Consider the following 24439-nt stretch of genomic DNA (forward strand, 5'->3'; position numbering starts at 1 on the left):
TAGTGTGGGCGCTTAACCGAAGAAGCTCTGACCGTTCTTGGCCATTTCACGCAGCTTCGCGGTCGGGTGGTACAGCGCGCCCAAATCAGCGTACTGGTCAGCCAGGGCAACGAACTCTGCAACACCGATGGAATCGATGTAGCGCAGCGCACCGCCACGGAATGGAGGGAAACCAATACCGTAGACCAGCCCCATGTCGGCTTCGGCGGCGGTTTCGACGATGCCGTCTTCCAGGCAGCGCACGGTTTCCAGGCACAGCGGGATCATCATCCAGTTGATGATGTCTTCGTCAGTGACTTCGAGCTGTTGGAAAACGATCGGCTTGAGCACTTCCAGCACCGACGAATCGGCGACTTTCTTCTGCTTGCCGCGCTTGTCGGTCTCGTAGGCGTAGAAGCCCTTGCCATTTTTCTGGCCCAGGCGCTTGGCTTCATAGAGCACGTCGACGGCCGAACGGCGATCGTCCTTCATGCGATCCGGGAAGCCTTCAGCCATGACGTCACGACCATGGTGGCCGGTGTCGATGCCGACCACGTCCATCAGGTATGCCGGGCCCATTGGCCAGCCGAACTTCTCCATGACCTTGTCGATGCGGACGAAGTCCACACCGGCGCTGACCAGCTTGGCGAAACCGCCGAAGTACGGGAACAGCACGCGGTTGACCAAGAAGCCCGGGCAGTCGTTGACGACGATCGGGTTCTTGCCCATTTTCTTGGCGTAGGCAACGGTGGTGGCAACGGCCACTTCGCTGGACTTCTCGCCACGGATCACTTCAACCAGCGGCATCATGTGCACCGGGTTGAAGAAGTGCATGCCGACGAAGTTTTCCGGACGCTTGAGGGCTTTGGCCAGCAAGGTGATGGAAATGGTCGAGGTGTTGGACGCCAGAATGGTGTCCTCTTTGACCTTGTCTTCGACTTCGGCCAGAACGGCTTGCTTGACCTTCGGGTTCTCGACCACGGCTTCGACCACCAGATCGACGTGACCGAAATCGCCGTAGGACAGGGTCGGACGAATGCCGTTGAGCACTTCGGCCATCTTCGCCGGGGTCATGCGACCTTTATCAACGCGGCCAACCAGCAGCTTGGCGGCTTCGGCCAGACCTTGCTCGATACCGTGCTCGTTGATGTCCTTCATCAGGATCGGCGTGCCTTTGGAGGCCGACTGATAAGCGATACCGCCACCCATGATGCCGGCGCCCAATACGGCGGCCTGCTTCACTTCCTTGGCGATTTCGTCGTAGGCCTTGGCCTTTTTCTTCAGCTCCTGATCGTTCAGGAACAGACCGATCAAGCTCTGTGCGGCAGAGGTCTTGGCCAGTTTGACGAAACCGGCGGCTTCGACTTCCAGGGCCTTGTCGCGACCGAAGTTCGCGGCTTTCTGGATGGTCTTGATCGCTTCGACCGGCGCCGGGTAGTTCGGGCCCGCTTGGCCGGCCACGAAACCTTTGGCGGTTTCGAACGACATCATTTGTTCGATGGCGTTGAGCTTGAGCTTTTCGAGCTTCGGCTGACGCTTGGCCTTGTAGTCAAACGTGCCGGAGATGGCGCCTTTGATCAGGTTCAGCGCCGCTTCGTGCAACTTCTGCGAGTCGACCACCGCGTCGACGGCACCGACTTTCAGTGCGTCTTCAGCGCGGTTTTCCTTACCGGCGGCAATCCATTCGATGGCGTTGTCGGCACCGATGATGCGCGGCAGGCGCACGGTACCACCGAAGCCTGGGTAGATGCCCAGCTTGACTTCCGGCAGACCGATTTTGGCGGTGCTGGCCATGACGCGGAAATCCGCCGCCAGGCACATTTCCAGACCGCCACCCAGTGCGATGCCATTGATCGCGGCAACAGTCGGGACGTTGAGGTCTTCGAAATCGCTGAAAATCTTGTTGGCTTCGAGGTTGCCAGCAACAAGCTCGGCATCCGGCAGCTTGAAGTTGTCGACGAATTCGGTGATGTCGGCGCCGACGATGAATACGTCCTTGCCACTGCTGACGATCACACCCTTGATCGAAGCATCTGCCTTGATGGTGTCTACAGCCTGACGCAGCTCGTTCAGGGTAAGACGGTTGAACTTGTTGACGGACTCACCCTTGAGGTCGAACTTCAGTTCGACGATGCCACTTTCAAGAGCCTTAACCGTGATGGCTTTACCTTCGTAAATCATCAACTGATCTCCACGATATGGAAGCTGAACAGTACACGTCGGACGCAGGCGGCTGGCTCGGCAGGGACGTTTATCGTCAATGCTAACGCCAACTCACCCGGCACACCCGCCAACGCGATAGTCGGGATTCTGTAGGAGCAGTCTGTAATACAAACGCTCAATTCATACGCCCGTTTGATTTGGGTGTGTCACCTTCACGGAATTTCCGGCAATTGTCAATCGCCCAAAATACTGGTTGAAACGCGACTTTCCGGTCACTTCCGTACCACGAAGCCCTGCAACATGCGGATGCATGTGAGGCCATTCATAGAATCAATAGTTAGAAAAGTCGCCCTAATTCGCGGCAACCTGTGTTTAACAGGCTACGCTGGCGTGACCCTGAAGAAAAAATTTGAACGCTTTGACGAATGCCCAGCGTAAGATCTGTGCCACAAAGAATTACCGGCCTGCCTGGCCAACCTCAGCCCGATGATGATGTCGGGCTTTTTATTGCCTTCCGTAACAGATCGGGGTTCAGGCGAGTGCCTTGAGCGTAGCGTCGATCTGTTGCAGAACCTCGGCTTCGCCCTTCTCGCCCCAATACAGGGCAATCATTTGCTTGTCTGCCTCGACCTTGTAGACGTTGGCAGGCAGTTTTTCGAAATGATTCAGGAGCACTCCATCCTCGCAGACTTCCTGCCACTGATTGACCCACACACCCGGCGCCTTCTGCCAATAGCTCCAGCACGCTGGCTGAGTGCCACGGCGCGGTCGGTGGTACTGGGCGCAAGGGCTTGGCGGCTCCTGGCTCAGCCAGTGCGGCCACTCCTGGGGCGCCAATTGCATGGCAAGGCCGATGCGCCGTGCCTCCATGCGCAGGGCCATGCGACCGCTCTGGACACGAGACGGTCGCAACCAGGCCAGCGGGCTCAGCACCACCAGCAGGATTGACACCACTATCCAGACCGTCATATCTGTACTCCCGATTCTTGATGAGCCCATTGGGTCACGTTGAAACCAATGCGCTTGAAACCAGCCATACTTACCAATATTGCAATCCTCAGGAGGAGCACCTCATGCCCTACCACCATATTCTGGTCGCTGTAGATCTAACCGAAGAGTGCGATCCTGTAATCCACCGCGCCCGCGAACTTTCGGTGAGCAATGGCGCAAAGCTGTCCCTGGTGCATATCGTCGAGCCGATGGCCATGGCCTTTGGCGGCGACGTGCCGATGGACCTTTCCCAGTTGCAACAGCAACAGTTCGATCAGGCCAAGGAGCGCCTTGAGCGATTGATCCTGAAATACCCGGAGCTCTCCAAGGAATACAGCCACTTGACCTACGGCCAGCCGCGACAGGAGATTCACCATCTCGCCAAGGAGCAAACGTGCGACCTGATCGTGGTGGGCAGTCATGGCCGGCATGGCCTGGCACTGTTGCTCGGCTCCACTGCCAATGACGTGCTGCACGGCGCGCCTTGCGATGTACTTGCCGTGCGCCTGCAAAAAAGCTGACAACAAGCAACAATAAACCCCTTACGAAAAGCCCGGCATTCACACGAGTGAAGCCGGGCTTTTTTTATAGCCGGATCAATCAGGCATCCAGTTCGGCCCAGCGCTCGACCATCACGTCGAGTTCAGCCTGTAACTGCTCAAGCTGAGCGATCACTGCAGCCGTCTCGGCAGGAGGACGCTGATAGAAGCCGGCGTCCGCCATCTGCGCTTCAACCACCGCGATCTGCTGTTCCATGGCTTCGATCTGGCCAGGCAAGGCTTCCAGCTCACGCTGCAACTTGTAGCTGAGTTTCTTTTTCGCCACCGGCGCTGGCGTTTCCACTGCAGCAACCGGCGCAGGTTCGGCCGTCACGACAGCCGAATTCAGGTCGGCTTTGCCGGACTTGCTCTCGGTCACACCCAGCAGGCGCGGCGAGCCGCCCTGACGCAGCCAGTCCTGATAACCGCCGACGTACTCGCGAACCTTGCCTTCACCTTCGAAGACCAGGGTGCTGGTGACCACGTTGTCGAGGAATGCCCGGTCATGACTGACCATCAGCACAGTGCCGTTGAAGGTCAGCAAGACCTCTTCCAGCAGTTCGAGGGTTTCCACGTCGAGGTCGTTGGTCGGTTCGTCAAGCACCAGCAGGTTCGCCGGCTTGCTGAACAGTTTCGCCAGCAGCAGACGCGCTCGCTCACCACCGGACAACGCCTTGACCGGCGTGCGGGCACGCTGCGGGCTGAACAGGAAGTCGCCGAGGTAGCTCAGTACGTGACGGCTCTGGCCATCGATATCGATGAAGTCGCGACCTTCAGCGACGTTGTCGATCACGGTCTTTTCCAGGTCTAACTGATGGCGCAGCTGGTCGAAATAGGCCACGTCGATGCGCGTCCCCTCTTCCACTGTGCCGCTGGTCGGTTGCAGACCGTTGAGCATCAGCTTCAACAGCGTGGTCTTGCCGGTACCGTTGGCGCCGAGCAGACCGATGCGGTCGCCGCGCTGCAGGACCATCGAGAAATCCTTGATCAGGAACGGGCCGCCCGGGTGAGCGAAGCTCACGTTCTCGAGCACCATCACCTGCTTGCCGGACTTGTCGGCGGTATCGAGCTGAATGTTGGCCTTGCCGGTACGCTCACGACGCTCGCTACGCTCGACGCGCAGGGCTTTCAGTGCACGGACACGGCCTTCGTTACGGGTGCGACGCGCCTTGATGCCCTGGCGGATCCAGACTTCTTCCTGGGCCAGTTTTTTATCGAACAGCGCGTTGGCGGTTTCTTCAGCGGCCAGTGTGGCCTCTTTGTGCACGAGGAAGCTGGCGTAATCGCCGTTCCAGTCGATCAAGCCGCCGCGATCCAGTTCCAGGATACGGGTTGCAAGGTTCTGCAGGAATGAACGGTCGTGCGTGATGAACAGTACGGCGCCCTGGAAATCCTTCAGCGCTTCTTCAAGCCAGGCGATGGCACCGATGTCCAGGTGGTTGGTCGGTTCGTCGAGCAGCAGCAGGTCCGGTTCGGAAACCAGCGCCTGAGCCAACAGGACGCGACGACGCCAGCCGCCGGACAATTCGGCGAGGGTCTTGTCGGCAGGCAACTGCAGACGGCTCAAGGTGCTGTCGACCAGTTGCTGCAAGCGCCAGCCATCTCGGGCTTCGAGGTCGTGCTGGACGTGCATCAGCTTGTCCAGATCGGCGTCAGTGACGATGTTCTGGCTCAGATGGTGATATTCGGCAAGCAACGCACCAACGCCGTCGAGGCCTTCGGCGACCACGTCGAACACGGTCCGCTCGTCGGCTACCGGCAATTCTTGCGGCAATTCACCAATCTTGAGGCCAGGTGCGCGCCAAACGGAGCCATCGTCGGGCTTCTGGTCGCCCTTGACGAGCTTCATCATGCTGGACTTGCCAGTGCCGTTGCGGCCGATGATGCACACCCGCTCACCACGGGCGATCTGCCAGGACACCTTGTCCAACAACGGCATAGCGCCGAAAGCAAGGGACACATCGCTGAATTTGAGCAGGGTCATGAGCTTCTCCAAAAACCGGGCGCGCATTCTACCTGACTTGAGGCTACAGAAGGCCGGCAATTTCAATGTCGAAGCACTCTGCACAACAATTGTTGCGAACTTATGCTGGCATGTCGGCAAAGCTTTCACCCGCTGCTGGCAAAAGGCTAAGCTACATATAATTAGGTGCCGGTTTTACCAGCACTTGTCATGATTTTTCTGCCCGGATGTCTCATGCGCAGTCGCCTTTTCAGTCTTTTTTCGTGTTTGCTTCTTACAGCCGCTGCCGTTCAATCCGCCCAGGCGGTAGACCTGTCTACCCAACGCCAGTATTACGACGAAGCCAAGCGTGCCTTGGCCAAGGGCGATTCCGGCCCTTATTTCCGTTATAGCCAGGCGCTCAGCGATTATCCGCTGACCCCCTACCTGGCTTATGACGAACTGACCGCGCGGCTGAAAACCGCAAACAATGCCGAAATCGAGAACTTCCTCGCCGAACACGGTGACCTGCCACAAGCCAACTGGATGAAATTGCGCTGGTTGCGCTGGCTGGCCGAACGCGGCGATTGGGAAACGTTCGTCAGATATTATGACCCCAAGCTCAATTTCACCGAACTGGACTGCCTGAACGCGCAGTATCAAATCAGCCATAACCGTAAGACCGAAGGTTACGCCAACGCCGACAAACTCTGGCTGAGCGGCAAAACCCGGCCCGAGGCATGCGATGCAGTGTTCGGCATGTGGGCCGCCGATGGTCAACTGACTGAACAGAAACGCTGGGAACGCACCAAGCTCGCCGCCCAGGCCGGCAACTACCCGCTGGCCAACAGCCTGATCAATGGCCTGACGACCCTCGCCCCGCGCGGTCGCCTGCTGGTGGATGTGGCGCAGAAACCCGAACTGCTGAATCAGCCGTCGCGCTTTACCCCGGCCGATGAGCCGATGTCCGACATCGTCAGCCTTGGCCTGCGCCGCCTGGCCCGTCAGGATCCGGACAGGGCCATGGCCCTGCTCGACGGCTACGCCAGCAGCATGCACTTCTCCCGGGACGAAAAAGTCGCGATCGCCCGGGAAATCGGGCTGACCCTCGCTCGACGTTTCGACAGTCGCGCGCTGGACGTGATGACCAAATACGACCCGGAGCTGCGGGACAACACCGTTTCGGAATGGCGTTTGCGCCTGCTGTTGCGTCTGGCCCGCTGGGACGATGCCTATCAGTTGACCCGCCGCCTGCCTCAGGACCTGGCCACCACCAACCGTTGGCGTTACTGGCAGGCTCGCACCCTGGAGTTGGCGCAGCCACAGAATCCGCAAGCGCAAACGCTTTACAAGGGCCTGGCTCGCGAACGCGACTTCTACGGCTTCCTGGCGGCCGATCGCTCGCAGTCTCCCTATTCGCTGATCAACAAACCGCTGGTGCTCAGCCAGGCGCTGATCAACAAGGTGCGCAATACCCCCGGTGTGCGCCGCGCGCTGGAGTTCCATGCACGCGGGCAGATCGTCGACGGCCGACGCGAGTGGTACCACGTCAGCCGGCACTTCAGCCGTGATGAAATGGTTGCCCAGGCGAAACTGGCTTACGACCTGAAATGGTATTTCCCGGCGATCCGCACCATCAGTCAGGCGCAGTACTGGGACGACCTGGACATCCGCTTCCCGATGGCTCACCGCGATACCCTGGTGCGTGAAGCCAAGGTCCGTGGCCTGCACTCGAGCTGGGTGTTCGCGATCACTCGTCAGGAAAGCGCCTTCATGGACGACGCCCGTTCCGGCGTTGGCGCCAGCGGCCTGATGCAACTGATGCCCGGCACCGCCAAGGAAACCGCGCGCAAGTTCAGCATTCCCCTGGCCTCGCCGCAGCAAGTGCTCGATCCGGACAAGAATATCCAGCTCGGCGCCGCTTATCTGAGCCAGGTCCATAGCCAGTTCAACGGCAACCGCGTGCTCGCCTCCGCTGCCTACAACGCCGGCCCCGGCCGCGTGCGTCAATGGCTGCGCGGCGCCGACCACCTGAGCTTCGATGTGTGGGTGGAAAGCATCCCGTTCGACGAAACCCGCCAGTACGTGCAGAACGTGCTGTCGTATTCGGTGATCTACGGCCAGAAGCTCAATTCACCGCAGCCGCTGGTGGATTGGCATGAACGTTACTTTGACGATCAATGAGCCTGCTTTGAAACGCTGACAAAAATGCCCGCATCGATTGATGCGGGCTTTTTTTATGGTGCTCGACTTGGTCGGTTACTTATTCGGTTACTTGGTCAGTTGGGGCATGGAGCCCATCACTAAACTGCAACGCCGCCAATCGCGCATACAACGCATTGCTCGCAATCAACTCCTGATGCGTCCCCACCGCCACCAGTTTCCCTTGGTCCATCACCGCGATTCGGTCAGCGTTTTTCACTGTCGCCAGTCGATGGGCGATGACCAGCGTGGTGCGGTTTTTCATCAGGCTGGGCAGGGCTTGCTGGATCAGGTGCTCGCTCTGGGCGTCGAGGGCGCTGGTGGCTTCGTCCAGCAGCAGGATCGGCGCGTCCACCAGCAGCGCCCGGGCGATCGCCAGGCGTTGGCGTTGACCGCCGGACAGACCGAGACCCGCGTCGCCGAGGTGGGTCTGGTAGCCGTTGGGCATTTGCTCGATGAAGTCGTGGGCGTAGGCAATTTTGGCGGCCTCTTGGACTTGGGCCAAAGTCGCCGTCGGGTGGCCGTAGCGAATGTTCTCTTCGATGCTGCCGAAGAACAGCGCCGGGGTTTGCGAGACGAGGGCGAAGCAGCGACGCAGGTCCAGAGGGTCGAGTTGGGTCAGCGGCACACCGTCCAGCAGGATGCGTCCTTCAGCGGGGTCGTAAAAGCGCAACAGCAGGTCATACACCGTCGATTTGCCGGCACCTGACGGCCCGACCAGAGCGAGGGTTTCGCCGGCATTGATCGTCAGACTCAAACCATCGACGGCATAGCTCTCAGGACGCGACGGGTAGGAAAAGCGCACATCTTGCAGCACCAGATCGCCCTTCACCCGTTCAGGCAGGGTCACCAGCCCATGGGTCGGTGGCTGGATGATGTTTTCCGAACGCAACAGCTCGGCAATCCGCTCCGCCGCCCCTGCTGCTCGCTGCAGTTCGCCGATCACTTCACTCAATGTGCCGAAGGCGCCACCGACGATCAGGCTGTAAAAGACGAACGCTGCCAACTCACCCGCGGAAATCCGCCCGGCGATGACGTCCATTCCGCCGACCCAGAGCATCACCCCGACCGCGCCCAACACCAGCAGGATCACCAGGGTGATCAACCAGGCTCGCTGGAAAATGCGTTTGCGGGCGGTACTGAAAGCCTCTTCCACGGTCGCGGCAAAACGCTGCTCGTCCTGCACCTGATGGTTGTAGGCCTGCACGGTTTTGATCTGGCTCAGGGTTTCGGACACATAACTGCCGATATCGGCAACCCGATCCTGGCTCTGGCGCGACAGGGTGCGTACCCGGCGGCCAAAAATCAGGATCGGCGCGACCACCAACGGCAATGCGACCACTACGATGCTGGTCAGCTTGGGGTTGGTGATAAACAACAAGACAATCCCGCCGATCACCATCAGCCCGTTGCGCAGGAACAGCGATAGCGAAGAGCCGATCACCGATTGCAGCAGCGTGGTGTCGGCAGTCAGTCGTGACTGGATCTCGGAGCTGCGGTTGTCTTCATAAAAACCCGGATGCAGATAGACCAGGTGGTTGAACACCCGACGGCGAATGTCCGCGACAACGCGCTCGCCAATCCACGACACCAGGTAAAAGCGCACAAAGGTGCCAATCGCCAGACCGATCACCAGCAACATGAACAGGCCGATGGATTGATTGAGCAAATGCGTCGACTGGGTCATGAAACCCTGATCCACCAACAGGCGAATCCCCTGCCCCATGGACAAGGTGATGCCGGCAGTGACAATCAACGCCAGCAAGGCGCCGAAGGCCGGCCAGCGATAAGGCGTGATGAAACGGCTGGCCAGGCGAATGGCGCGGCGGTGACGGGCAGAAAGCATGAAGATCATCCGAAGGCGTAACCCATTGTTTTGACCCGATCAAGCCTACACTGCTCAATCGGATTGAACGCTGTAAATCACAATGAGTCGGGTTAATTATGACCGCCTAGACTAGTGGCTAGAGAATATTGGTCTAAAGTCCGGGTGGAAACATCAGGGTATTTCTGATGGACTGAAGATGCCGACCTGAAAGATCGCAGGGAATTGTCACAGCCCGGTCACCTGGCGGTTTTACAGTAAGCGCACAACCTGATGAGGAGACAGGCCATGTCCTTGCAAAACAGCAGCGATGACAAGATTCAAGTGATCCGCACACAGCCAGACCAGTCTCTGGGTTGCTCGATTATCGATGAGGATGGGCGTGAAGTACCGATCACTGAAAGCATGATCCAGGACGCTTGTCGCGAACTGGAAAAGCGATTGGTCAAGCCTGCCGAACAAAAGTGATATAGCCACCGTCTTCTTGACCCGGCCCTGTTGGCCGGGTTTTTTATGGGTGCCTGTTTTGTGTGGCTTTGTAGGAATCCGGTCAGTTTTCTAGGCCGAGGTTGCGCCTAAGGCCACCACGATCTGCTGCAACGCCGGCGAATCCCCTTCAATTCGCACTTTCAACCCATCGATCTCACGCCGCAGCGGGTAATGCTTGCGCAGCCCATCGAACGCCGCACGCTGTTCACTCACATTGCCTACGAGGCTGCGACGGAAATCCGCGTCATCACGGCGCGGGTCGTACACGCCACGGCACAACATCGCCAGCGCCCAGGCCGGATCGGTATCAGCATTCAACGTAACAGCCGACAGCCATGGCGCTGGCAGCAAATCGTTCAGGCTGACCTGTTCCGGTTGCCCAAGAAATTTGCAAAACGCCTGATAGATCTGCGCCGTCCCGCGCTGTTTGCCGTCGAGGCTGTAGCCGGCAATGTGCGGCGTCGCGATGACACACAACTCCGCCAGCGCTACATCGACTTCAGGCTCAGCCTCCCAGACATCCAGCACCGCTTGCAGATCTTCACGTTGCAACAGCACCTGACGCAGGGCGGCGTTGTCGATCACCGGGCCACGACTTGCATTGATCAGCCAGGTGCCGGGTTTGAGTTGGTTTAAACGGTTTTTTTCGAACAGATGCCAGGTTGCCTGAGGGCCTTGCTTGTCTAGCGGCGTGTGCAGGCTGACGACATCGCATTGCTCGATGATCTGCTCGAGACTGACGTAATCGCCCCCTTCAGCGGCTTGCCGTGGCGGATCGCAAACCAGCACATTCCAGCCCAGGCCTTGCAGAACCTTGACCAGCCGCCCGCCCACCTCGCCGGCGCCGACCACGCCGTAAGTGCGCTGAGCCAGGTCGACCCCTTCGATTTCGGCCAGGGTCAACAGACTGCCCAGCACGTAATCGACCACACCCCGGGCATTGCAGCCTGGCGCGCTGGACCAGGTGATGCCGGCCTGCTGAAAGTAGTCCAGGTCCAAATGATCGGTGCCGATGGTGCACGTGCCGACAAAGCGCACTTTGCTGCCTTCGAGCAATGCACGGTTGACGTTGGTCACTGAGCGCACCAGCAGTACATCAGCCTGCTCGACGGTGGCGCGGTCGATAGAACGTCCCGGCACTCGGCGGATTTCACCGAAACCTTCGAAGAAGGCATCGAGCAACGGGATATTTTCGTCGGCAACAATCAACATGGCAGGCTCCTTTGGCGGACCGGCAGTTTAGGCGCAGATGGAGGTGATGGGCCAGCAGGTATTAAGCACCTTAGTCGCCCCCCCCCCTGTGGCGAGGGAGTGGGGGATGCCTGTAAAACCGATTACAAATCCGCAACACAGGATTTTTCCTGACCATTGCGTCAAGGCGTAGAATGCGCCGCCTCGCGCATCAAAATCCTTTGGACGTTTCGCCTTGAATTCCGTGACTGACCCCACCGCCGCTATTTCCCTCAACCGCCCGGCCCGGGTTCGCCTGGAGCTGAAAAACCTGCTTGGCCTGGCGTTGCCGATCATGATCGCGCAACTGGCGACCACCGCCATGGGCTTCGTCGATGCGGTGATGGCGGGACGGGTCGGGCCTCGCGATCTTGCGGCCGTCGCGCTGGGCAACTCGATCTGGGTGCCGGTGTTTCTGTTGATGACCGGTACGCTGCTGGCCACCACCCCGAAAGTCGCCCAGCGCTTCGGTGCCGGCACTCACAGCGAGATTGGCCCGATCGTGCGTCAGGCCTTGTGGCTGGCGCTGGTGGTGGGTTTGATGGCGACCGGCCTACTGTTCAGCGCCGAACCGATCCTGCATTTCATGAAGGTCGATCCCGAGCTGATCGGCCCGTGCATGCAGTACCTGCACGGCATCGCCAGCGGCCTGCCCGCCGTCGCGTTCTATCACGTATTGCGCTGCTTCAGTGATGGCCTGGGTCGCACGCGTCCGGCCATGGTCCTTGGTTTGTGCGGGCTCGCGCTGAATATTCCGCTCAATTACATTTTCATCTATGGCCACTTTGGTGTGCCGGCGATGGGCGGTGTCGGCTGCGGCTGGGCCACGGCAATCGTGATGTGGGTGATGGCGCTGGGGATGGCCGGCTGGGAACGCTGGGCACCGGCCTATCAGTCGAGCCAGTTGTTCAGCCGTTTCGACTGGCCGCAGTGGGCAGTGATCAAACGCTTGCTGGGCATCGGCCTGCCGATCGGCATCGCCGTTTTCGCCGAGTCGAGCATCTTTGCGGTGATCGCCCTGCTGATCGGCAGCCTCGGCGCCACTGTGGTCGCCGGGCACCAGATCGCCCTGAATTTCAGCTCACTGGTGTTCATGATCCCCTACTCCCTGGGCATGGCCGTGACCGTGCGGGTCGGCCAGGCACTGGGCCGCGAAGAACCACGCGAAGCACGCTTCGCCGCCGGAGTCGGCATGGGCACGGCACTGGCTTATGCGTGTATTTCCGCAAGCATGATGCTGTTGCTGCGTGAACCCATCGCCGCGATCTACACCGCCGACCCGACGGTGATTCACGTGGCCGCGATGCTGATTGTGTACTCGGCGCTGTTCCAGTTTTCCGATGCGATCCAGGTGACGGCGGCCGGTGCACTGCGCGGCTATCAAGACACGCGAGTGACGATGATCCTGACGCTGTTCGCTTATTGGGGCATCGGTTTGCCGGTGGGTTACGCCTTGGGCCTGACCGATTGGTTCAGCGCGCCGAGCGGCCCGAGCGGGCTGTGGCAGGGTTTGATCGTCGGCTTGAGTTGCGCGGCGCTGATGCTGTCGATCCGCCTGGCGCGCAGCGCACGCAAGCGGATCCGCACCAGCCGTTCGGCCGGTTAAGCGAGCGCAAAAAAAGGGCCTGCACATGCAGGCCTTTTTTGTGCCCGTTAAGCGAGCTTCTTGCGGATCCAGTACAGGTAGGTGCCTGCCTCTTCGTGCTGCGCCACCAACTCGTGGTCGAGGAACACGCAGAACTTGGGAATGTCGCGACGGGTCGACGGGTCAGTGGCGATCACCTTCAGCAGGCCGCCAGGCACCAGGTCACGGATGTGCTGGTGCAGCATCATCACCGGTTCCGGGCAATTGAGGCCGGTGGCATCGAGGGTGCCGTCAACCGGCGTATCGATCATTTCACTCATGGTTTACTCCTGAAACTTGCCGGCATTGTCGCGCATTGCCGGGTGTTCGGTCACCTATGGGAGCGGGACCGTATGAATCAGCGGGATTTCGGTTTTTTCACGTCAAGCCGGCGCAAATGGCAGGTCACTTCTTCACGGTCGTGATACAGCTGCTTGCAGCCGATTTCAACCCGAATGCCCCGCGCCTTGAACCCCTCGGCAATACGCTCCAGCAAGCGCTTCACTTCGGCATAACGCTGTTTCATCGGCAGCTTGAGGTTGACCACCGCTTCCCGGCAATGCCCCTCGCCAATCCATTCTTCCAGCATCGCCGCGTTACGCGCCGGCTTCTCGACGATGTCGCAGACCATCCAGTCCACCGGCTGTTTGGGCTTGAAGGTGAAACCGTCGGCCATCAAGTGCTGCACCAGACCGGTATCCATCAGGCTTTCGGCCATCGGGCCGTTGTCGATGGCGGTCACCAGCATGCCGCGGTTGACCAGTTGCCAGGTCCAGCCGCCAGGGGCGGCGCCGAGGTCGACACCGGTCATGTCGCTGTGCAGACGCTCATCCCACTGGTCGCGGGGAATGAAGTGATGCCAGGCCTCTTCCAGCTTCAACGTCGAACGGCTCGGCGCTTCACGGGGGAACTTCAGGCGCGGAATGCCCATCGGCCACATCGCCGAGTTGTTCGACTCCGCCAGCCCCATGAACACTTCGCGGCCGCTCTTGAAGGTCAGCAGCAGACGCGGCTTGTTGGGGTCTTCCACCAGTTTGCCGGCCGCCATCAACGCCTTGCGCAGGTGCACTTCAAACTTCTTGCAGAAGTTCGACAGCTCTTTGCCATCGTTGGTGTCGACCATTTCCAGCCACAGGCTGCCGCACAGCGGGAAGTCCGCCATGTGGGCGAGGATCACGCTGATGCGGTCGGTTTCCGGCAGATCAATAAAGATCCCACGGGCCCACTGGCGCGGGAAGATCAGGTCGGCGAAACGCTGGCCACGCATCAGGCGTTCGGCGCCGTCTTCTTCGGTGCAGATGAATTCGGCATAGGCGCTGGCGGTTTTGGCCTTGGCATAACCGGCCACGTTCAGCCGCGCGGCATGTTCGGAAATCTCGGAACAGACTTCGCCTTCGAAGCCCGGTCGGCAATGCATAAAGAGGGTGTTCATTCTTACTCCTGGGCAGTTGGCGGAAAAATTGCGCCACTGCGCGATGCCCAGGCTTGCGTTGAAGCAAAGCCTGTCACGAAAACCGGCGCATGATAGCCGAGTTCGGAACCTTGGACTTGCCCTTAGGGTCCAGTTATTAGCCTTAAGCACCAAACAGGACTAGGTTTAAACCTCTGCCCGTCCCTCAGTCCGTAGCCGTGTGGACTTAAAGGAGTCATTTCAATGCCGTCCCTCGATAGCCTGAAAACCCTTAAAACCTTACAAGTCGACGACAAGACCTATCACTACTTCAGCTTGCCCGAAGCCGCCAAGAGCCTGGGTGATCTCGACAAGCTGCCCATGTCGTTGAAAGTGTTGCTGGAAAACCTGCTGCGCTGGGAGGACGAGAAAACCGTCACCGGCGCCGACCTCAAGGCGATTGCCGCCTGGCTCAAGGAGCGTCGCTCCGACCGCGAAATCCAATACCGCCCCGCGCGGGTATTGATGCAGGACTTTACCGGCGTCCCCGCCGTGGTCGACCTGGCCGCCATGCGCGCCGCCATGGCCAAGGCCGGTGGCGACCCGCAGCGCATCAATCCGCTGTCGCCGGTGGACTTGGTGATCGACCACTCGGTGATGGTCGACAAATTCGCCAGCAGTAGCGCCTTCGAACAGAACGTCGACATCGAAATGCAGCGCAACCACGAGCGCTACGCCTTCCTGCGCTGGGGTCAGAGCGCCTTCGCCAACTTCAGCGTGGTGCCGCCGGGCACCGGTATCTGTCACCAGGTCAACCTTGAATATCTGGGTCGCACGGTCTGGACCAAGGATGAGGACGGCCGCACCTATGCCTTCCCGGACACCCTGGTCGGCACTGACTCCCACACCACCATGATCAACGGCCTCGGCGTACTCGGCTGGGGCGTCGGCGGGATCGAAGCGGAAGCGGCGATGCTGGGTCAACCGGTGTCGATGCTGATTCCGGAAGTGATCGGCTTCAAACTCACTGGCAAGCTCAAGGAAGGCATCACCGCCACCGATCTGGTGCTGACGGTGACCCAGATGCTGCGCAAGAAAGGCGTGGTCGGGAAATTCGTCGAGTTCTACGGCGACGGCCTCGCCGACCTGCCGCTGGCCGACCGCGCGACCATTGCCAACATGGCCCCGGAATACGGCGCCACCTGTGGCTTCTTCCCGGTGGACGAGGTGACTCTGGAATACTTGCGCCTGTCCGGCCGTACCGCGGAAACCGTGAAACTGGTGGAGGCCTACAGCAAGACTCAGGGCCTGTGGCGCCTGCCCGGTAAGGAGCCGGTTTTCACCGACAGCCTGGCCCTGGACATGGGCAGCGTCGAGGCCAGTCTCGCCGGGCCGAAACGCCCGCAGGACCGCGTCTCGTTGCCGGATGTCGCGCAAGCGTTCACTGACTTTCTCGGCCTGCAAGTCAAACCCTCCACCAAGGAAGAGAGTCGCCTCGAAAGTGAGGGCGGCGGTGGCGTCGCGGTAGGCAACGCCGATCTGATCGGTGAAGCGGACTACGCCCACGAAGGCCATACGCATCGGCTGAAAAACGGTGCGGTGGTGATTGCCGCGATCACCTCCTGCACCAACACCTCCAATCCCAGTGTGATGATGGCGGCCGGGTTGGTGGCGAAAAAAGCCGTGGAAAAAGGCCTCAAGCGCAAACCCTGGGTCAAGAGCTCCCTGGCCCCCGGTTCGAAAGTGGTCACCGACTACTACAAGGCAGCCGGCCTGACCCAATACCTCGACCAACTCGGTTTTGCCCTTGTCGGTTATGGCTGCACCACCTGCATCGGCAACTCCGGGCCGTTGCCGGAGCCGATTGAAAAAGCCATCCAGAAAGCCGACCTGACCGTCGCCTCGGTGCTGTCGGGCAACCGCAACTTCGAAGGCCGCGTACATCCGCTGGTGAAAACCAACTGGCTGGCCTCCCCGCCCCTGGTCGTCGCCTACGCGCTGGCCGGCACGGTGCGCATCGACATCAGCAGCGAGCCATTGGGAAACGACAAGGACGGCCACCCGGTTTACCTGCGAGACATCTGGCCGAGCACCAAGGAAATCGCCGACGCGGTAACTCAGGTGAACACCGCAATGTTCCACAAGGAGTACGCCGAAGTGTTCGCCGGCGACGAGCAGTGGCAAGCGATCGAAGTGCCGCAGACGGCGACTTATGTCTGGAACAACGATTCGACGTATATCCAGCACCCGCCCTTCTTCGATGACATTGGCGGCCCTGCGCCGGTGGTCAAGAATGTCGAAGGGGCGAAAGTCCTCGCGCTGCTCGGCGATTCGGTAACCACCGACCACATCTCCCCCGCCGGCAACATCAAGACCGACAGCCCTGCCGGCCGTTACCTGCGCGAACAAGGGGTGGAACCACGGGACTTCAACTCCTACGGCTCGCGTCGCGGTAACCACCAAGTGATGATGCGCGGCACCTTCGCCAACATCCGCATTCGCAACGAAATGCTCGGTGGTGAAGAAGGCGGCAACACAATTTACATTCCGACCGGGGAAAAACTGCCGATCTACGACGCGGCCATGCGTTACCAGACATCGGGCACGCCGCTGGTGGTGATCGCCGGGCAAGAATACGGCACCGGATCGAGCCGTGACTGGGCGGCCAAGGGCACCAACCTGCTGGGGGTCAAAGCCGTCATCGCAGAAAGCTTCGAGCGGATTCACCGTTCAAATCTGGTGGGCATGGGCGTGTTGCCGCTGCAGTTCAAGCTGGATCAGAACCGCAAGAGCCTGAACCTCACTGGCAAGGAAACCCTGGACATTCTTGGCCTGACGGGCGTCGAACTGACTCCGCGGATGAACCTGACGCTGGTCATCACCCGTGAAGACGGCAGCCAGGAGAAGGTCGAGGTATTGTGCCGGATCGATACCCTGAACGAAGTGGAGTACTTCAAGGCCGGAGGGATTTTGCATTACGTGTTGCGGCAGTTGATTGCCTCGTAACGCCTCCGCTGACAACGACACCGCCTTCGGGCGGTGTTTTTGTTTGGGCGGTGTATGTCTCTATAATTGCGCGCCCCAAGAAAACAGGCACCTCCGCCCTCAAGGACTTCAAATGATCGCTCTGCCATGGATCTATCTGGCACTTCTCTCGCTCGGCTACAGCCTGGCTTTGATCTACGGCCATCTCGGCTGGCTGGCTGCCATTTCTTTCGGGTTACTGCTGATCGCCGGTTTCGCCGTTCGCCAACAACAGATCCCCCTCGGCCGCTACCTCGGCCACGGCTTGTTCATCGTCTTGGCGGTGGCGCTGGCGACACACTGGCTTCCCGGTTTCTACAACGGTCGCGCTATCGATCCCCTGCGTTTCACCGACGATGCCGTGCGGTTCGCCATGTACCTGAATCAGGACAAACCCCTGATCGGCTTCTGGCTGTTACTGGTCTGCCCATGGATTGTCGGCCGGCGCTCCCTGCGCCTGTCGGTGTATGCCACCGCCCTCGCCCTGACCGTGAGTGCCGTACTGGCTCTGGGTGGTGCGCTATTGCTGGGGGTGATCAGTTGGGCACCGAAATGGCCGGATCAGGCCTGGCTGTGGATGCTGAACAATCTGTTGCTGGTGACGCTGGTGGAAGAAGCGCTGTTTCGCGGCTACATCCAGGGCGGTCTGAGCCGGCAGTTTAAACACCTGCCTTATGGTGAAAGCCTCGCGCTGGTGCTCGCATCATTGCTATTTGGCCTCGTTCATCTGGGCGCTGGCTGGCAATGGGTGTTGCTGGCCAGCCTGGCCGGTGTCGGCTATAGCCTGGCCTACCGGTTCGGTGGGCTGGGTGCGGCCATCGCCACCCATTTTGGTTTGAATCTGCTGCATTTCGGCTTGTTCACGTATCCGATGCTCGCGGGATGATGACGCAGCGGTCGTTTTGCGACGCGTTACTGATTTATTGAAAAAAAACTTCAATAAATGCCCAGCGATGCCGATACACCATCAAAGCCTTGCGGATTGAAAAAGCCATGCGTAACAACCAGCCCATTACACAACGCGAACGGACCTTCCCGGCGCAGCAACGGTTGATTTCCACCACCGATGCCAAGGGCATGATCACCTACTGCAACGATGCTTTCGTCGAGATCAGCGGGTTTTCGCGTGAAGAACTGATCCGTGCGCCGCATAACCTGGTTCGTCATCCCGACGTCCCGTCTGCGGTGTTCGCGCACATGTGGGGCACACTGAAACAAGGCTTGCCATGGATGGGCATTGTCAAGAATCGCTGCAAGACCGGTGACCACTACTGGGTTAACGCCTATGTCACACCGGTGTTCGAAGGCAATCAGGTGATCGGTTACGAGTCGGTGCGGGTCAAGCCCACCGCCGAGCAGATCCGCCGTGCCGAAGCGCTCTACCAACGCATCAATCAGGGCAAGTCAGCCGTTCCTCAAAGGGATAAGTGGTTGCCGGTGCTTCAGGACTGGCTGCCGTTCATTCTGGTCAGCCAGTTGAGCTTCATGATCGGCGCCACCCTGACGTCGCAATGGGGCTTCGCCCTCGCCGCCGGTCTTTCGGTGCCGTTGGGCTTGATGGGCTTGAGCTGGCAACAGCGCGGCATCAAGCGCTTGCTGCGCCTGGCCGAACAGACCACGTCCGACCCGCTGATCGCGCAGATGTACACCGACAGCCGCGGTGCCCAGGCACGCTTGGAAATGTCCATTCTCAGCCAGGAAGCTCGCCTGAAAACCTGCCTGACGCGCCTGCAAGACACCGCCGAGCATCTGAACGAACAAGCGAAACAGTCCGACACGCTGGCCCATAACAGCTCCACCGGCCTGGAACGTCAGCGCGTCGAAACCGAGCAAGTGGCGACCGCCGTCAATCAGATGGCCGCTACCACTCAGGAAGTCGCCAGTCACGTGCAGCGCACCGCCGACGCCACTCAGGAAGCCAATCGCCTGACCGGTCGCGGTCGCGACATCGCAGGTGAAACCCGCGAAGCCATTCAACGCCTGTCGGTGGTGGTCGGTGAAACCGGTCTGACGGTCACTCAACTGGCCAAGGACAGCGACGAAATCGGTGGCGTGGTCGATGTGATCAAAGGCATTGCCGACCAGACCAACCTGCTCGCCTTGAACGCTGCGATCGAAGCCGCCCGTGCTGGTGAGATGGGCCGTGGTTTTGCGGTGGTGGCCGACGAAGTGCGCCAATTGGCGCAGCGCACCAGCGAATCCACCGGGCAGATCCACGCCCTGATCGCCAAGCTGCAACAAACCGCCAGCACGGCGGTGCAAACCATGGAGGCCGGCCATCGCCAGGCTGAAGAAGGTGTGGCGCGGGTATTGGAAGCGGATCAGGCGCTGGTGGGCATCAGCGAAGCGGTAGCCCACATCACCGACATGACCACCCAAATCGCTGCCGCGACCGAAGAGCAAAGTTCGGTGGCCGAAGAAATCAGCCGCAACATCAGCAACATCTCGCAACTGGCTGATCAGACCTCGGAACAGGCACAGAACTCGGCGCTACTGAGTGAAGAACTGACCAAGACGGCGAATACCCAGTATTCGTTGGTGGAGCGGTTTAACCGCTGACAACAAAGTCAAAAGATCGCAGGCTGCGCCGGCTCCTACATTTGAACGGCGTACACCCCGTAGGAGCTGCCGAAGGCTGCGATCTTTTGATCTTGCTTCTCACAAAAATCCGGCGACCTTCTTCGCTGTCGCGTCCAAATGCTGCTCATGCGTAAACCCTGAAGCCTTCAACGGCTTCAAATCATGATCCGCCGCCTCAAGCCAGAACACCTCGATACCCGGCGCCAACGTATAAGCCTCAACGGCCTCACGATTGCCCAGCGCATCGCGCTCACCCTGCACAATCAACGTCCGTGTCTTTAGCGCAGCCAAATGCTCAACCCGAGGTTTCTCCGGTTTGCCGACGGCATAAAACGGATAACCGAGGCACACCAGCGCATCCGCTTCCAGCTCATCGGCCAAAAGACTGGCCATCCGCCCGCCCATGGACTTGCCGCCAATGGCCAGACGCCCAGTGACATGGCGTCGCACCACGGCGTACACCTCGCGCCAGCACTCCAGCAGTTTCGGCGCCGGGTTCGGTGGGCGCTTGCCGCCGTCCACTCGCCGTTGGGCCATGTACGGAAACTCGAAGCGCAGCACGTTGACGCCTTGCGTGGCAAGGCGCGCAGCCATGTCGCTCATCCAGCCGCTGTCCATCGGCGCACCGGCGCCATGGGCGAGAATCAGTGTCGCCGAGGCCGGCACCGAGGCGGCATTCCACAACCATCCGTGATCCCGCACGCACTGCGCCCATTGATCCCCGTCAATACTGGCCTTGTGCTGTTTGTCCATGCTTGCCTCGCTTTTAGTCTGCCTATAACTCCAGGCGAAGGGAGCGTCTGCCTTGCGCGGTTTACTCGCAAAGACGGGCCCTCACTTCGGCTGAACCGTGGATGGGGAACCATGAACACTTCTATCAGTACCGCCTACAACTACAAGGTGGTCCGCCAATTCGCCATTATGACGGTGGTGTGGGGCATCGTCGGCATGGGGCTCGGGGTTTTTCTCGCCGCCCAGTTGGTCTGGCCCGAACTCAACTTCAATCTGCCATGGACCAGTTTCGGCCGGTTGCGCCCGCTGCACACCAACGCGGTGATCTTCGCCTTCGGCGGCTGTGCGTTGTTCGCCAGTTCGTTCTACTCGGTACAGCGTACCTGCCAGACTCGATTGTTTGCGCCGAAAATCGCCGCGTTCTGCTTCTGGGGCTGGCAACTGGTGATCCTGTTGGCGGCGATCAGCCTGCCGCTGGGTTACACCAGCTCCAAGGAATACGCCGAACTGGAATGGCCGATCGACATCCTGATCACCATCGTCTGGGTGGCTTACGCCATCGTGTTCTTCGGCACGATCATGCAACGCAAGACCAAGCACATCTATGTCGGTAACTGGTTCTTCGGTGGATTCATCATCACCGTGGCAATCCTGCACATCGTCAACAACCTGGAATTGCCGGTGAGTCTGACCAAGTCCTACTCGCTGTACTCCGGTGCGACCGATGCCATGGTGCAGTGGTGGTACGGCCACAACGCCGTAGGCTTTTTCCTCACCGCCGGTTTCCTCGGAATGATGTACTACTTCGTGCCGAAACAGGCCGAACGCCCGGTGTATTCCTATCGCTTGTCGATCGTGCACTTCTGGGCGCTGATCACCCTGTACATCTGGGCCGGTCCCCACCACCTGCACTACACCGCGCTGCCGGACTGGGCACAGTCGCTGGGCATGGTGATGTCGCTGATCCTGCTGGCGCCGAGCTGGGGCGGGATGATCAACGGCATGATGACCCTGTCGGGTGCCTGGCATAAGTTGCGCAGCGACCCGATCCTGCGTTTCCTCGTGGTGTCCCTGGCGTTCTACGGCATGTCGACCTTCGAAGGGCCGATGATGGCGATCAAGACGGTCAACGCCCTCTCCCACTACACCGACTGGACCATCGGCCACGTTCACGCCGGCGCGCTCGGCTGGGTGGCAATGATTTCCATCGGTGCGCTGTACCACATGATCCCGAAAGTCTTCGGCCGCGAGCAGATGCACAGCATCGGCCTGATCAACGCGCACTTCTGGCTCGCTACCATCGGCACCGTGCTGTACATCGCCTCGATGTGGGTCAACGGCATCGCCCAGGGCCTGATGTGGCGCGCAGTCAACGAGGACGGCACGCTGACCTACTCCTTCGTCGAAACCCTGGTGGCCAGCCATCCTGGCTTCATCGTGCGACTGGTCGGCGGCGCGATCTTCCTCAGCGGCATGCTGCTGATGGCTTACAACACCTGGCGCACCGTGCGGGCCTCGCAGCCTGCCGAAGCCGTCGCTGCCGCGCAGATCGCCTGAGGAGTCCGCCATGAAACACGAAACAATCGAGAAAAACGTCGGCCTGCTGATGTTGCTGATGGTGTTCGCCGTGAGCATCGGCGGCCTGACCCAGATCGTCCCGCTGTTCTTCCAGGACGTGACCAACAAACCGGTGGAAGGCATGAAGCCCTACACCGCGCTGCAACTGGAAGGTCGCGACATTTACATCCGCGAAGGCTGCGTCGGTTGCCACTCGCAGATGATCCGCCCGTTCCGCGCCGAAACCGAACGCTACGGCCATTACTCGGTGGCCGGGGAAAGCGTGTGGGATCACCCGTTCCTCTGGGGCTCCAAGCGCACCGGGCCGGACCTGGCGCGAGTCGGCGGGCGCTACTCCGAAGACTGGCACCGCGCGCACTTGTACAACCCGCGCAACGTGGTGCCGGAATCGAAGATGCCGGCGTATCCATGGCTGGTGGCCAACCCGCTCGACAGCAGCCACACCGAAACCAAGATCCGCGCCATGCGCACCCTCGGCGTGCCATACACCGACGAAGACATTGCAGGCTCGGTCGCTTCGCTCAAGGGCAAGACCGAGATGGACGCGCTGGTTGCCTACCTGCAAGTGCTCGGCACTGCCATCAAGAGCAAGAGGTGAGTCATGGTCATTGATATGAGCACAGGCCTGATCCGCGGCCTCGGCACAGTCGTGGTGTTCGTGGCCTTCGTCGGCCTGACACTGTGGGTGTTCAACAGCAAGCGCAATCCGCAATTCGCCGAAGCGCGCCTGCTGCCGTTCGCTGACGAGCCGCAACCCGAAACTACCCAAGAATCTGCAACAACAAGGAGTGCCCGGCCATGACCACCTTCTGGAGTGCGTGGATCTGCGTACTGACCATCGGCAGCCTGATCGGCCTGACCTGGCTGCTGATCGGCACCCGCCGGGGCGAAACCAAGGGCAGCGTCGACCAGACCATGGGCCACAGCTTCGACGGCATCGAGGAGTACGACAACCCGCTGCCGCAGTGGTGGTTCATGCTGTTCGCCGGCACCCTGGTGTTCTCGGTCGGCTACCTGATTCTTTATCCGGGCCTGGGCAACTGGAAAGGCATCCTGCCCGGTTATGAAAACGGCTGGACTGGTGTCCATGAATGGGAAAAGGAGATGAGCAAGGCAGACGCGAAGTTCGGACCGATCTTCGCCAAATTCGCGGCAATGCCGGTGGAAGAAGTAGCGAAAGACCCGCAAGCGCTGAAAATGGGCGGACGCCTGTTCGCCTCCAACTGCTCGGTGTGCCACGGCTCAGATGCCAAGGGCGCATTCGGCTTCCCCAACCTGGCCGACAGCGATTGGCGCTGGGGCGGCAGTGCCGAGACCATCAAGACCACCATCATGGGTGGCCGGATGGCGGCCATGCCGGCCTGGGGTGAAGTGTTGGGTGAGACCGGGGTGAAGAACGTCGCCGCGTACGTGCGTCACGAATTGGCCGGCCTGCCGCTACCAGCCGACAGTGGTGCCGACGTGCAAGCCGGACAGCAGCTGTTCAGCACCACCTGCGTAGCCTGTCATGGGGCAAACGGCCAGGGCACTGAAGCCATGGGCGCGCCGAATCTGACGCACCCGGCCGGTTTTATCTACGGTACCAGCCTGGCGCAACTGCAACAGACTATTCGCCATGGCCGCCAGGGCCATATGCCGGCGCAAAACGAACTGCTGGGCAACGACAAGGTGCAATTGCTGGCCGCTTATGTGTACAGCTTGTCCCACGGAGTCGGCACCGAGCGTTTGCAGGCACAAGGCAAAAGCGAATAATTTTTGACCGCTCTGCTGCCGCATTCTGCGGAATGCGGCAGTTCCCTGCCTCTTTGCGACCCATTGTCGCACCCTGCCGTTCCCCTTCCTTTCGGTTCACCAGATTCGGGTCTAAGCTTCCTCGGTGCGGACTGGCATGAGCCGGTTCCAGGTCGATTTTACCCGATGTGTTCGACGATTCTGTTCGATGACAGGCCGCAAAGGCTGGTAGATACCGGCTGTCGCGCAAATTGCCGTCTGTCCCTTGATCGTTGCGTTTGAACACACCCCGTTACATCTGACTTGAACCCCTCGCCTTTTTCATCCGCTGCGACATTTTGTCAGAGGGCAATTTTGTCCTTACGCGGCGCATGGAAAGGCCGCAGAATCAGGTTTTGAAAGCATTGACCCAGGTCATGGC

At 60.0% G+C, this 24439-nt stretch carries 19 protein-coding genes; 11 read left to right on the top strand and 8 right to left on the bottom strand.

Features of this window, described 5'->3' with window-relative positions:
- Positions 1-12 precede the first annotated feature (12 nt).
- Together fadB and AC1DQM_RS13760 are read right to left on the bottom strand one after the other, a co-directional pair.
- Positions 13-2160, bottom strand: coding sequence for a fatty acid oxidation complex subunit alpha FadB (gene fadB, locus AC1DQM_RS13755; protein ID WP_477746354.1), 2148 nt, complete (start codon positions 2158-2160; stop codon positions 13-15).
- A 513-nt stretch (positions 2161-2673) separates the two neighbouring features.
- A complete protein-coding gene (locus tag AC1DQM_RS13760) occupies positions 2674-3111 on the bottom strand; it encodes a hypothetical protein (RefSeq protein ID WP_007933194.1) in 438 nt (145 codons plus the stop codon).
- A gap of 104 nt (positions 3112-3215) precedes the next feature.
- On the opposite strand from AC1DQM_RS13760, the gene AC1DQM_RS13765 reads away from it, so the two are divergent.
- On the top strand, positions 3216-3653 hold the full coding sequence (locus tag AC1DQM_RS13765) for a universal stress protein (protein WP_007933196.1): 438 nt from the start codon (positions 3216-3218) through the stop codon (positions 3651-3653).
- Between the two features lie 79 nt (positions 3654-3732).
- On the opposite strand, the gene AC1DQM_RS13770 is transcribed toward AC1DQM_RS13765, so the two are convergent.
- Positions 3733-5655: an ATP-binding cassette domain-containing protein gene (locus tag AC1DQM_RS13770; RefSeq protein ID WP_018925314.1), complete on the bottom strand. Its 1923-nt coding sequence runs from the start codon at positions 5653-5655 to the stop codon at positions 3733-3735.
- Between the two features lie 213 nt (positions 5656-5868).
- Here AC1DQM_RS13770 and AC1DQM_RS13775 point away from each other — a divergent pair, with 213 nt between their 5' ends.
- Positions 5869-7797 (top strand): transglycosylase SLT domain-containing protein, encoded by a 1929-nt coding sequence (locus AC1DQM_RS13775; RefSeq protein WP_477746355.1) that lies wholly within the window; start codon positions 5869-5871, stop codon positions 7795-7797.
- Between the two features lie 79 nt (positions 7798-7876).
- On the opposite strand, the gene AC1DQM_RS13780 is transcribed toward AC1DQM_RS13775, so the two are convergent.
- Complete coding sequence (locus AC1DQM_RS13780; protein ID WP_138866038.1) at positions 7877-9661, bottom strand: ABC transporter transmembrane domain-containing protein; 1785 nt, start codon at positions 9659-9661, stop codon at positions 7877-7879.
- Between the two features lie 267 nt (positions 9662-9928).
- Between AC1DQM_RS13780 and AC1DQM_RS13785 the strand changes: the two genes are divergently transcribed.
- Complete coding sequence (locus AC1DQM_RS13785; RefSeq protein ID WP_018925311.1) at positions 9929-10108, top strand: PA1571 family protein; 180 nt, start codon at positions 9929-9931, stop codon at positions 10106-10108.
- A 90-nt stretch (positions 10109-10198) separates the two neighbouring features.
- On the opposite strand, the gene pdxB is transcribed toward AC1DQM_RS13785, so the two are convergent.
- A complete protein-coding gene (gene pdxB, locus AC1DQM_RS13790; protein ID WP_477746356.1) occupies positions 10199-11341 on the bottom strand; it encodes a 4-phosphoerythronate dehydrogenase PdxB in 1143 nt (380 codons plus the stop codon).
- 214 nt (positions 11342-11555) lie between these two features.
- Between pdxB and AC1DQM_RS13795 the strand changes: the two genes are divergently transcribed.
- A complete protein-coding gene (locus AC1DQM_RS13795; protein ID WP_477746357.1) occupies positions 11556-12965 on the top strand; it encodes an MATE family efflux transporter in 1410 nt (469 codons plus the stop codon).
- A 47-nt stretch (positions 12966-13012) separates the two neighbouring features.
- Here the strand turns inward: AC1DQM_RS13795 and tusA are convergent, their stop codons facing one another.
- Positions 13013-13264: a sulfurtransferase TusA gene (gene tusA / locus AC1DQM_RS13800; protein WP_007907805.1), complete on the bottom strand. Its 252-nt coding sequence runs from the start codon at positions 13262-13264 to the stop codon at positions 13013-13015.
- A 77-nt stretch (positions 13265-13341) separates the two neighbouring features.
- A complete protein-coding gene (gene rlmM / locus AC1DQM_RS13805) occupies positions 13342-14415 on the bottom strand; it encodes a 23S rRNA (cytidine(2498)-2'-O)-methyltransferase RlmM (RefSeq protein WP_018925308.1) in 1074 nt (357 codons plus the stop codon).
- A gap of 222 nt (positions 14416-14637) precedes the next feature.
- On the opposite strand from rlmM, the gene acnA reads away from it, so the two are divergent.
- The 3 genes from acnA (at position 14638) to AC1DQM_RS13820 (ending at position 19956) form a co-directional block, all read left to right on the top strand.
- Positions 14638-17379: an aconitate hydratase AcnA gene (gene acnA / locus AC1DQM_RS13810; RefSeq protein WP_477746358.1), complete on the top strand. Its 2742-nt coding sequence runs from the start codon at positions 14638-14640 to the stop codon at positions 17377-17379.
- A 112-nt stretch (positions 17380-17491) separates the two neighbouring features.
- A complete protein-coding gene (locus AC1DQM_RS13815; protein WP_477746359.1) occupies positions 17492-18283 on the top strand; it encodes a CPBP family glutamic-type intramembrane protease in 792 nt (263 codons plus the stop codon).
- A 107-nt stretch (positions 18284-18390) separates the two neighbouring features.
- Positions 18391-19956: a methyl-accepting chemotaxis protein gene (locus AC1DQM_RS13820; RefSeq protein WP_018925305.1), complete on the top strand. Its 1566-nt coding sequence runs from the start codon at positions 18391-18393 to the stop codon at positions 19954-19956.
- 99 nt (positions 19957-20055) lie between these two features.
- On the opposite strand, the gene AC1DQM_RS13825 is transcribed toward AC1DQM_RS13820, so the two are convergent.
- Positions 20056-20730, bottom strand: a complete 675-nt coding sequence (locus tag AC1DQM_RS13825; protein WP_258612443.1) for an alpha/beta family hydrolase — start codon at positions 20728-20730, stop codon at positions 20056-20058.
- Between the two features lie 111 nt (positions 20731-20841).
- Here AC1DQM_RS13825 and ccoN point away from each other — a divergent pair, with 111 nt between their 5' ends.
- From ccoN to ccoP, 4 genes are read left to right on the top strand one after another with little or no spacing between them, the layout of a single operon-like run.
- The gene (gene ccoN, locus AC1DQM_RS13830; RefSeq protein ID WP_007942213.1) at positions 20842-22266 is read left to right on the top strand and encodes a cytochrome-c oxidase, cbb3-type subunit I; all 1425 of its coding nucleotides are present in this window, start codon (positions 20842-20844) and stop codon (positions 22264-22266) included.
- 10 nt (positions 22267-22276) lie between these two features.
- A complete protein-coding gene (gene ccoO / locus AC1DQM_RS13835) occupies positions 22277-22885 on the top strand; it encodes a cytochrome-c oxidase, cbb3-type subunit II (RefSeq protein ID WP_007942211.1) in 609 nt (202 codons plus the stop codon).
- A 3-nt stretch (positions 22886-22888) separates the two neighbouring features.
- Positions 22889-23089, top strand: coding sequence for a cbb3-type cytochrome oxidase subunit 3 (locus AC1DQM_RS13840; protein WP_018925303.1), 201 nt, complete (start codon positions 22889-22891; stop codon positions 23087-23089).
- A complete protein-coding gene (gene ccoP, locus AC1DQM_RS13845) occupies positions 23086-24039 on the top strand; it encodes a cytochrome-c oxidase, cbb3-type subunit III (protein ID WP_018925302.1) in 954 nt (317 codons plus the stop codon). Before AC1DQM_RS13840 ends, ccoP begins: the two co-directional genes overlap by 4 nt.
- Positions 24040-24439: the final 400 nt, after the last annotated feature.

The sequence above is a fragment of the Pseudomonas sp. 01L34 genome (assembly GCF_056400265.1).

What these genes read in the sequence shown, in the direction of transcription:
- fadB (WP_477746354.1), bottom strand. Translation starts at nt 2,160, where the DNA reads ATGATTTACGAAGGTAAAGCCATCACGGTTAAGGCTCTTGAAAGTGGC.
- AC1DQM_RS13760 (WP_007933194.1), bottom strand. Translation starts at nt 3,111, where the DNA reads ATGACGGTCTGGATAGTGGTGTCAATCCTGCTGGTGGTGCTGAGCCCG.
- AC1DQM_RS13765 (WP_007933196.1), top strand. Translation starts at nt 3,216, where the DNA reads ATGCCCTACCACCATATTCTGGTCGCTGTAGATCTAACCGAAGAGTGC.
- AC1DQM_RS13770 (WP_018925314.1), bottom strand. Translation starts at nt 5,655, where the DNA reads ATGACCCTGCTCAAATTCAGCGATGTGTCCCTTGCTTTCGGCGCTATG.
- AC1DQM_RS13775 (WP_477746355.1), top strand. Translation starts at nt 5,869, where the DNA reads ATGCGCAGTCGCCTTTTCAGTCTTTTTTCGTGTTTGCTTCTTACAGCC.
- AC1DQM_RS13780 (WP_138866038.1), bottom strand. Translation starts at nt 9,661, where the DNA reads ATGCTTTCTGCCCGTCACCGCCGCGCCATTCGCCTGGCCAGCCGTTTC.
- AC1DQM_RS13785 (WP_018925311.1), top strand. Translation starts at nt 9,929, where the DNA reads ATGTCCTTGCAAAACAGCAGCGATGACAAGATTCAAGTGATCCGCACA.
- pdxB (WP_477746356.1), bottom strand. Translation starts at nt 11,341, where the DNA reads ATGTTGATTGTTGCCGACGAAAATATCCCGTTGCTCGATGCCTTCTTC.
- tusA (WP_007907805.1), bottom strand. Translation starts at nt 13,264, where the DNA reads ATGAGTGAAATGATCGATACGCCGGTTGACGGCACCCTCGATGCCACC.
- rlmM (WP_018925308.1), bottom strand. Translation starts at nt 14,415, where the DNA reads ATGAACACCCTCTTTATGCATTGCCGACCGGGCTTCGAAGGCGAAGTC.
- acnA (WP_477746358.1), top strand. Translation starts at nt 14,638, where the DNA reads ATGCCGTCCCTCGATAGCCTGAAAACCCTTAAAACCTTACAAGTCGAC.
- AC1DQM_RS13815 (WP_477746359.1), top strand. Translation starts at nt 17,492, where the DNA reads ATGATCGCTCTGCCATGGATCTATCTGGCACTTCTCTCGCTCGGCTAC.
- AC1DQM_RS13820 (WP_018925305.1), top strand. Translation starts at nt 18,391, where the DNA reads ATGCGTAACAACCAGCCCATTACACAACGCGAACGGACCTTCCCGGCG.
- AC1DQM_RS13825 (WP_258612443.1), bottom strand. Translation starts at nt 20,730, where the DNA reads ATGGACAAACAGCACAAGGCCAGTATTGACGGGGATCAATGGGCGCAG.
- ccoN (WP_007942213.1), top strand. Translation starts at nt 20,842, where the DNA reads ATGAACACTTCTATCAGTACCGCCTACAACTACAAGGTGGTCCGCCAA.
- ccoO (WP_007942211.1), top strand. Translation starts at nt 22,277, where the DNA reads ATGAAACACGAAACAATCGAGAAAAACGTCGGCCTGCTGATGTTGCTG.
- AC1DQM_RS13840 (WP_018925303.1), top strand. Translation starts at nt 22,889, where the DNA reads ATGGTCATTGATATGAGCACAGGCCTGATCCGCGGCCTCGGCACAGTC.
- ccoP (WP_018925302.1), top strand. Translation starts at nt 23,086, where the DNA reads ATGACCACCTTCTGGAGTGCGTGGATCTGCGTACTGACCATCGGCAGC.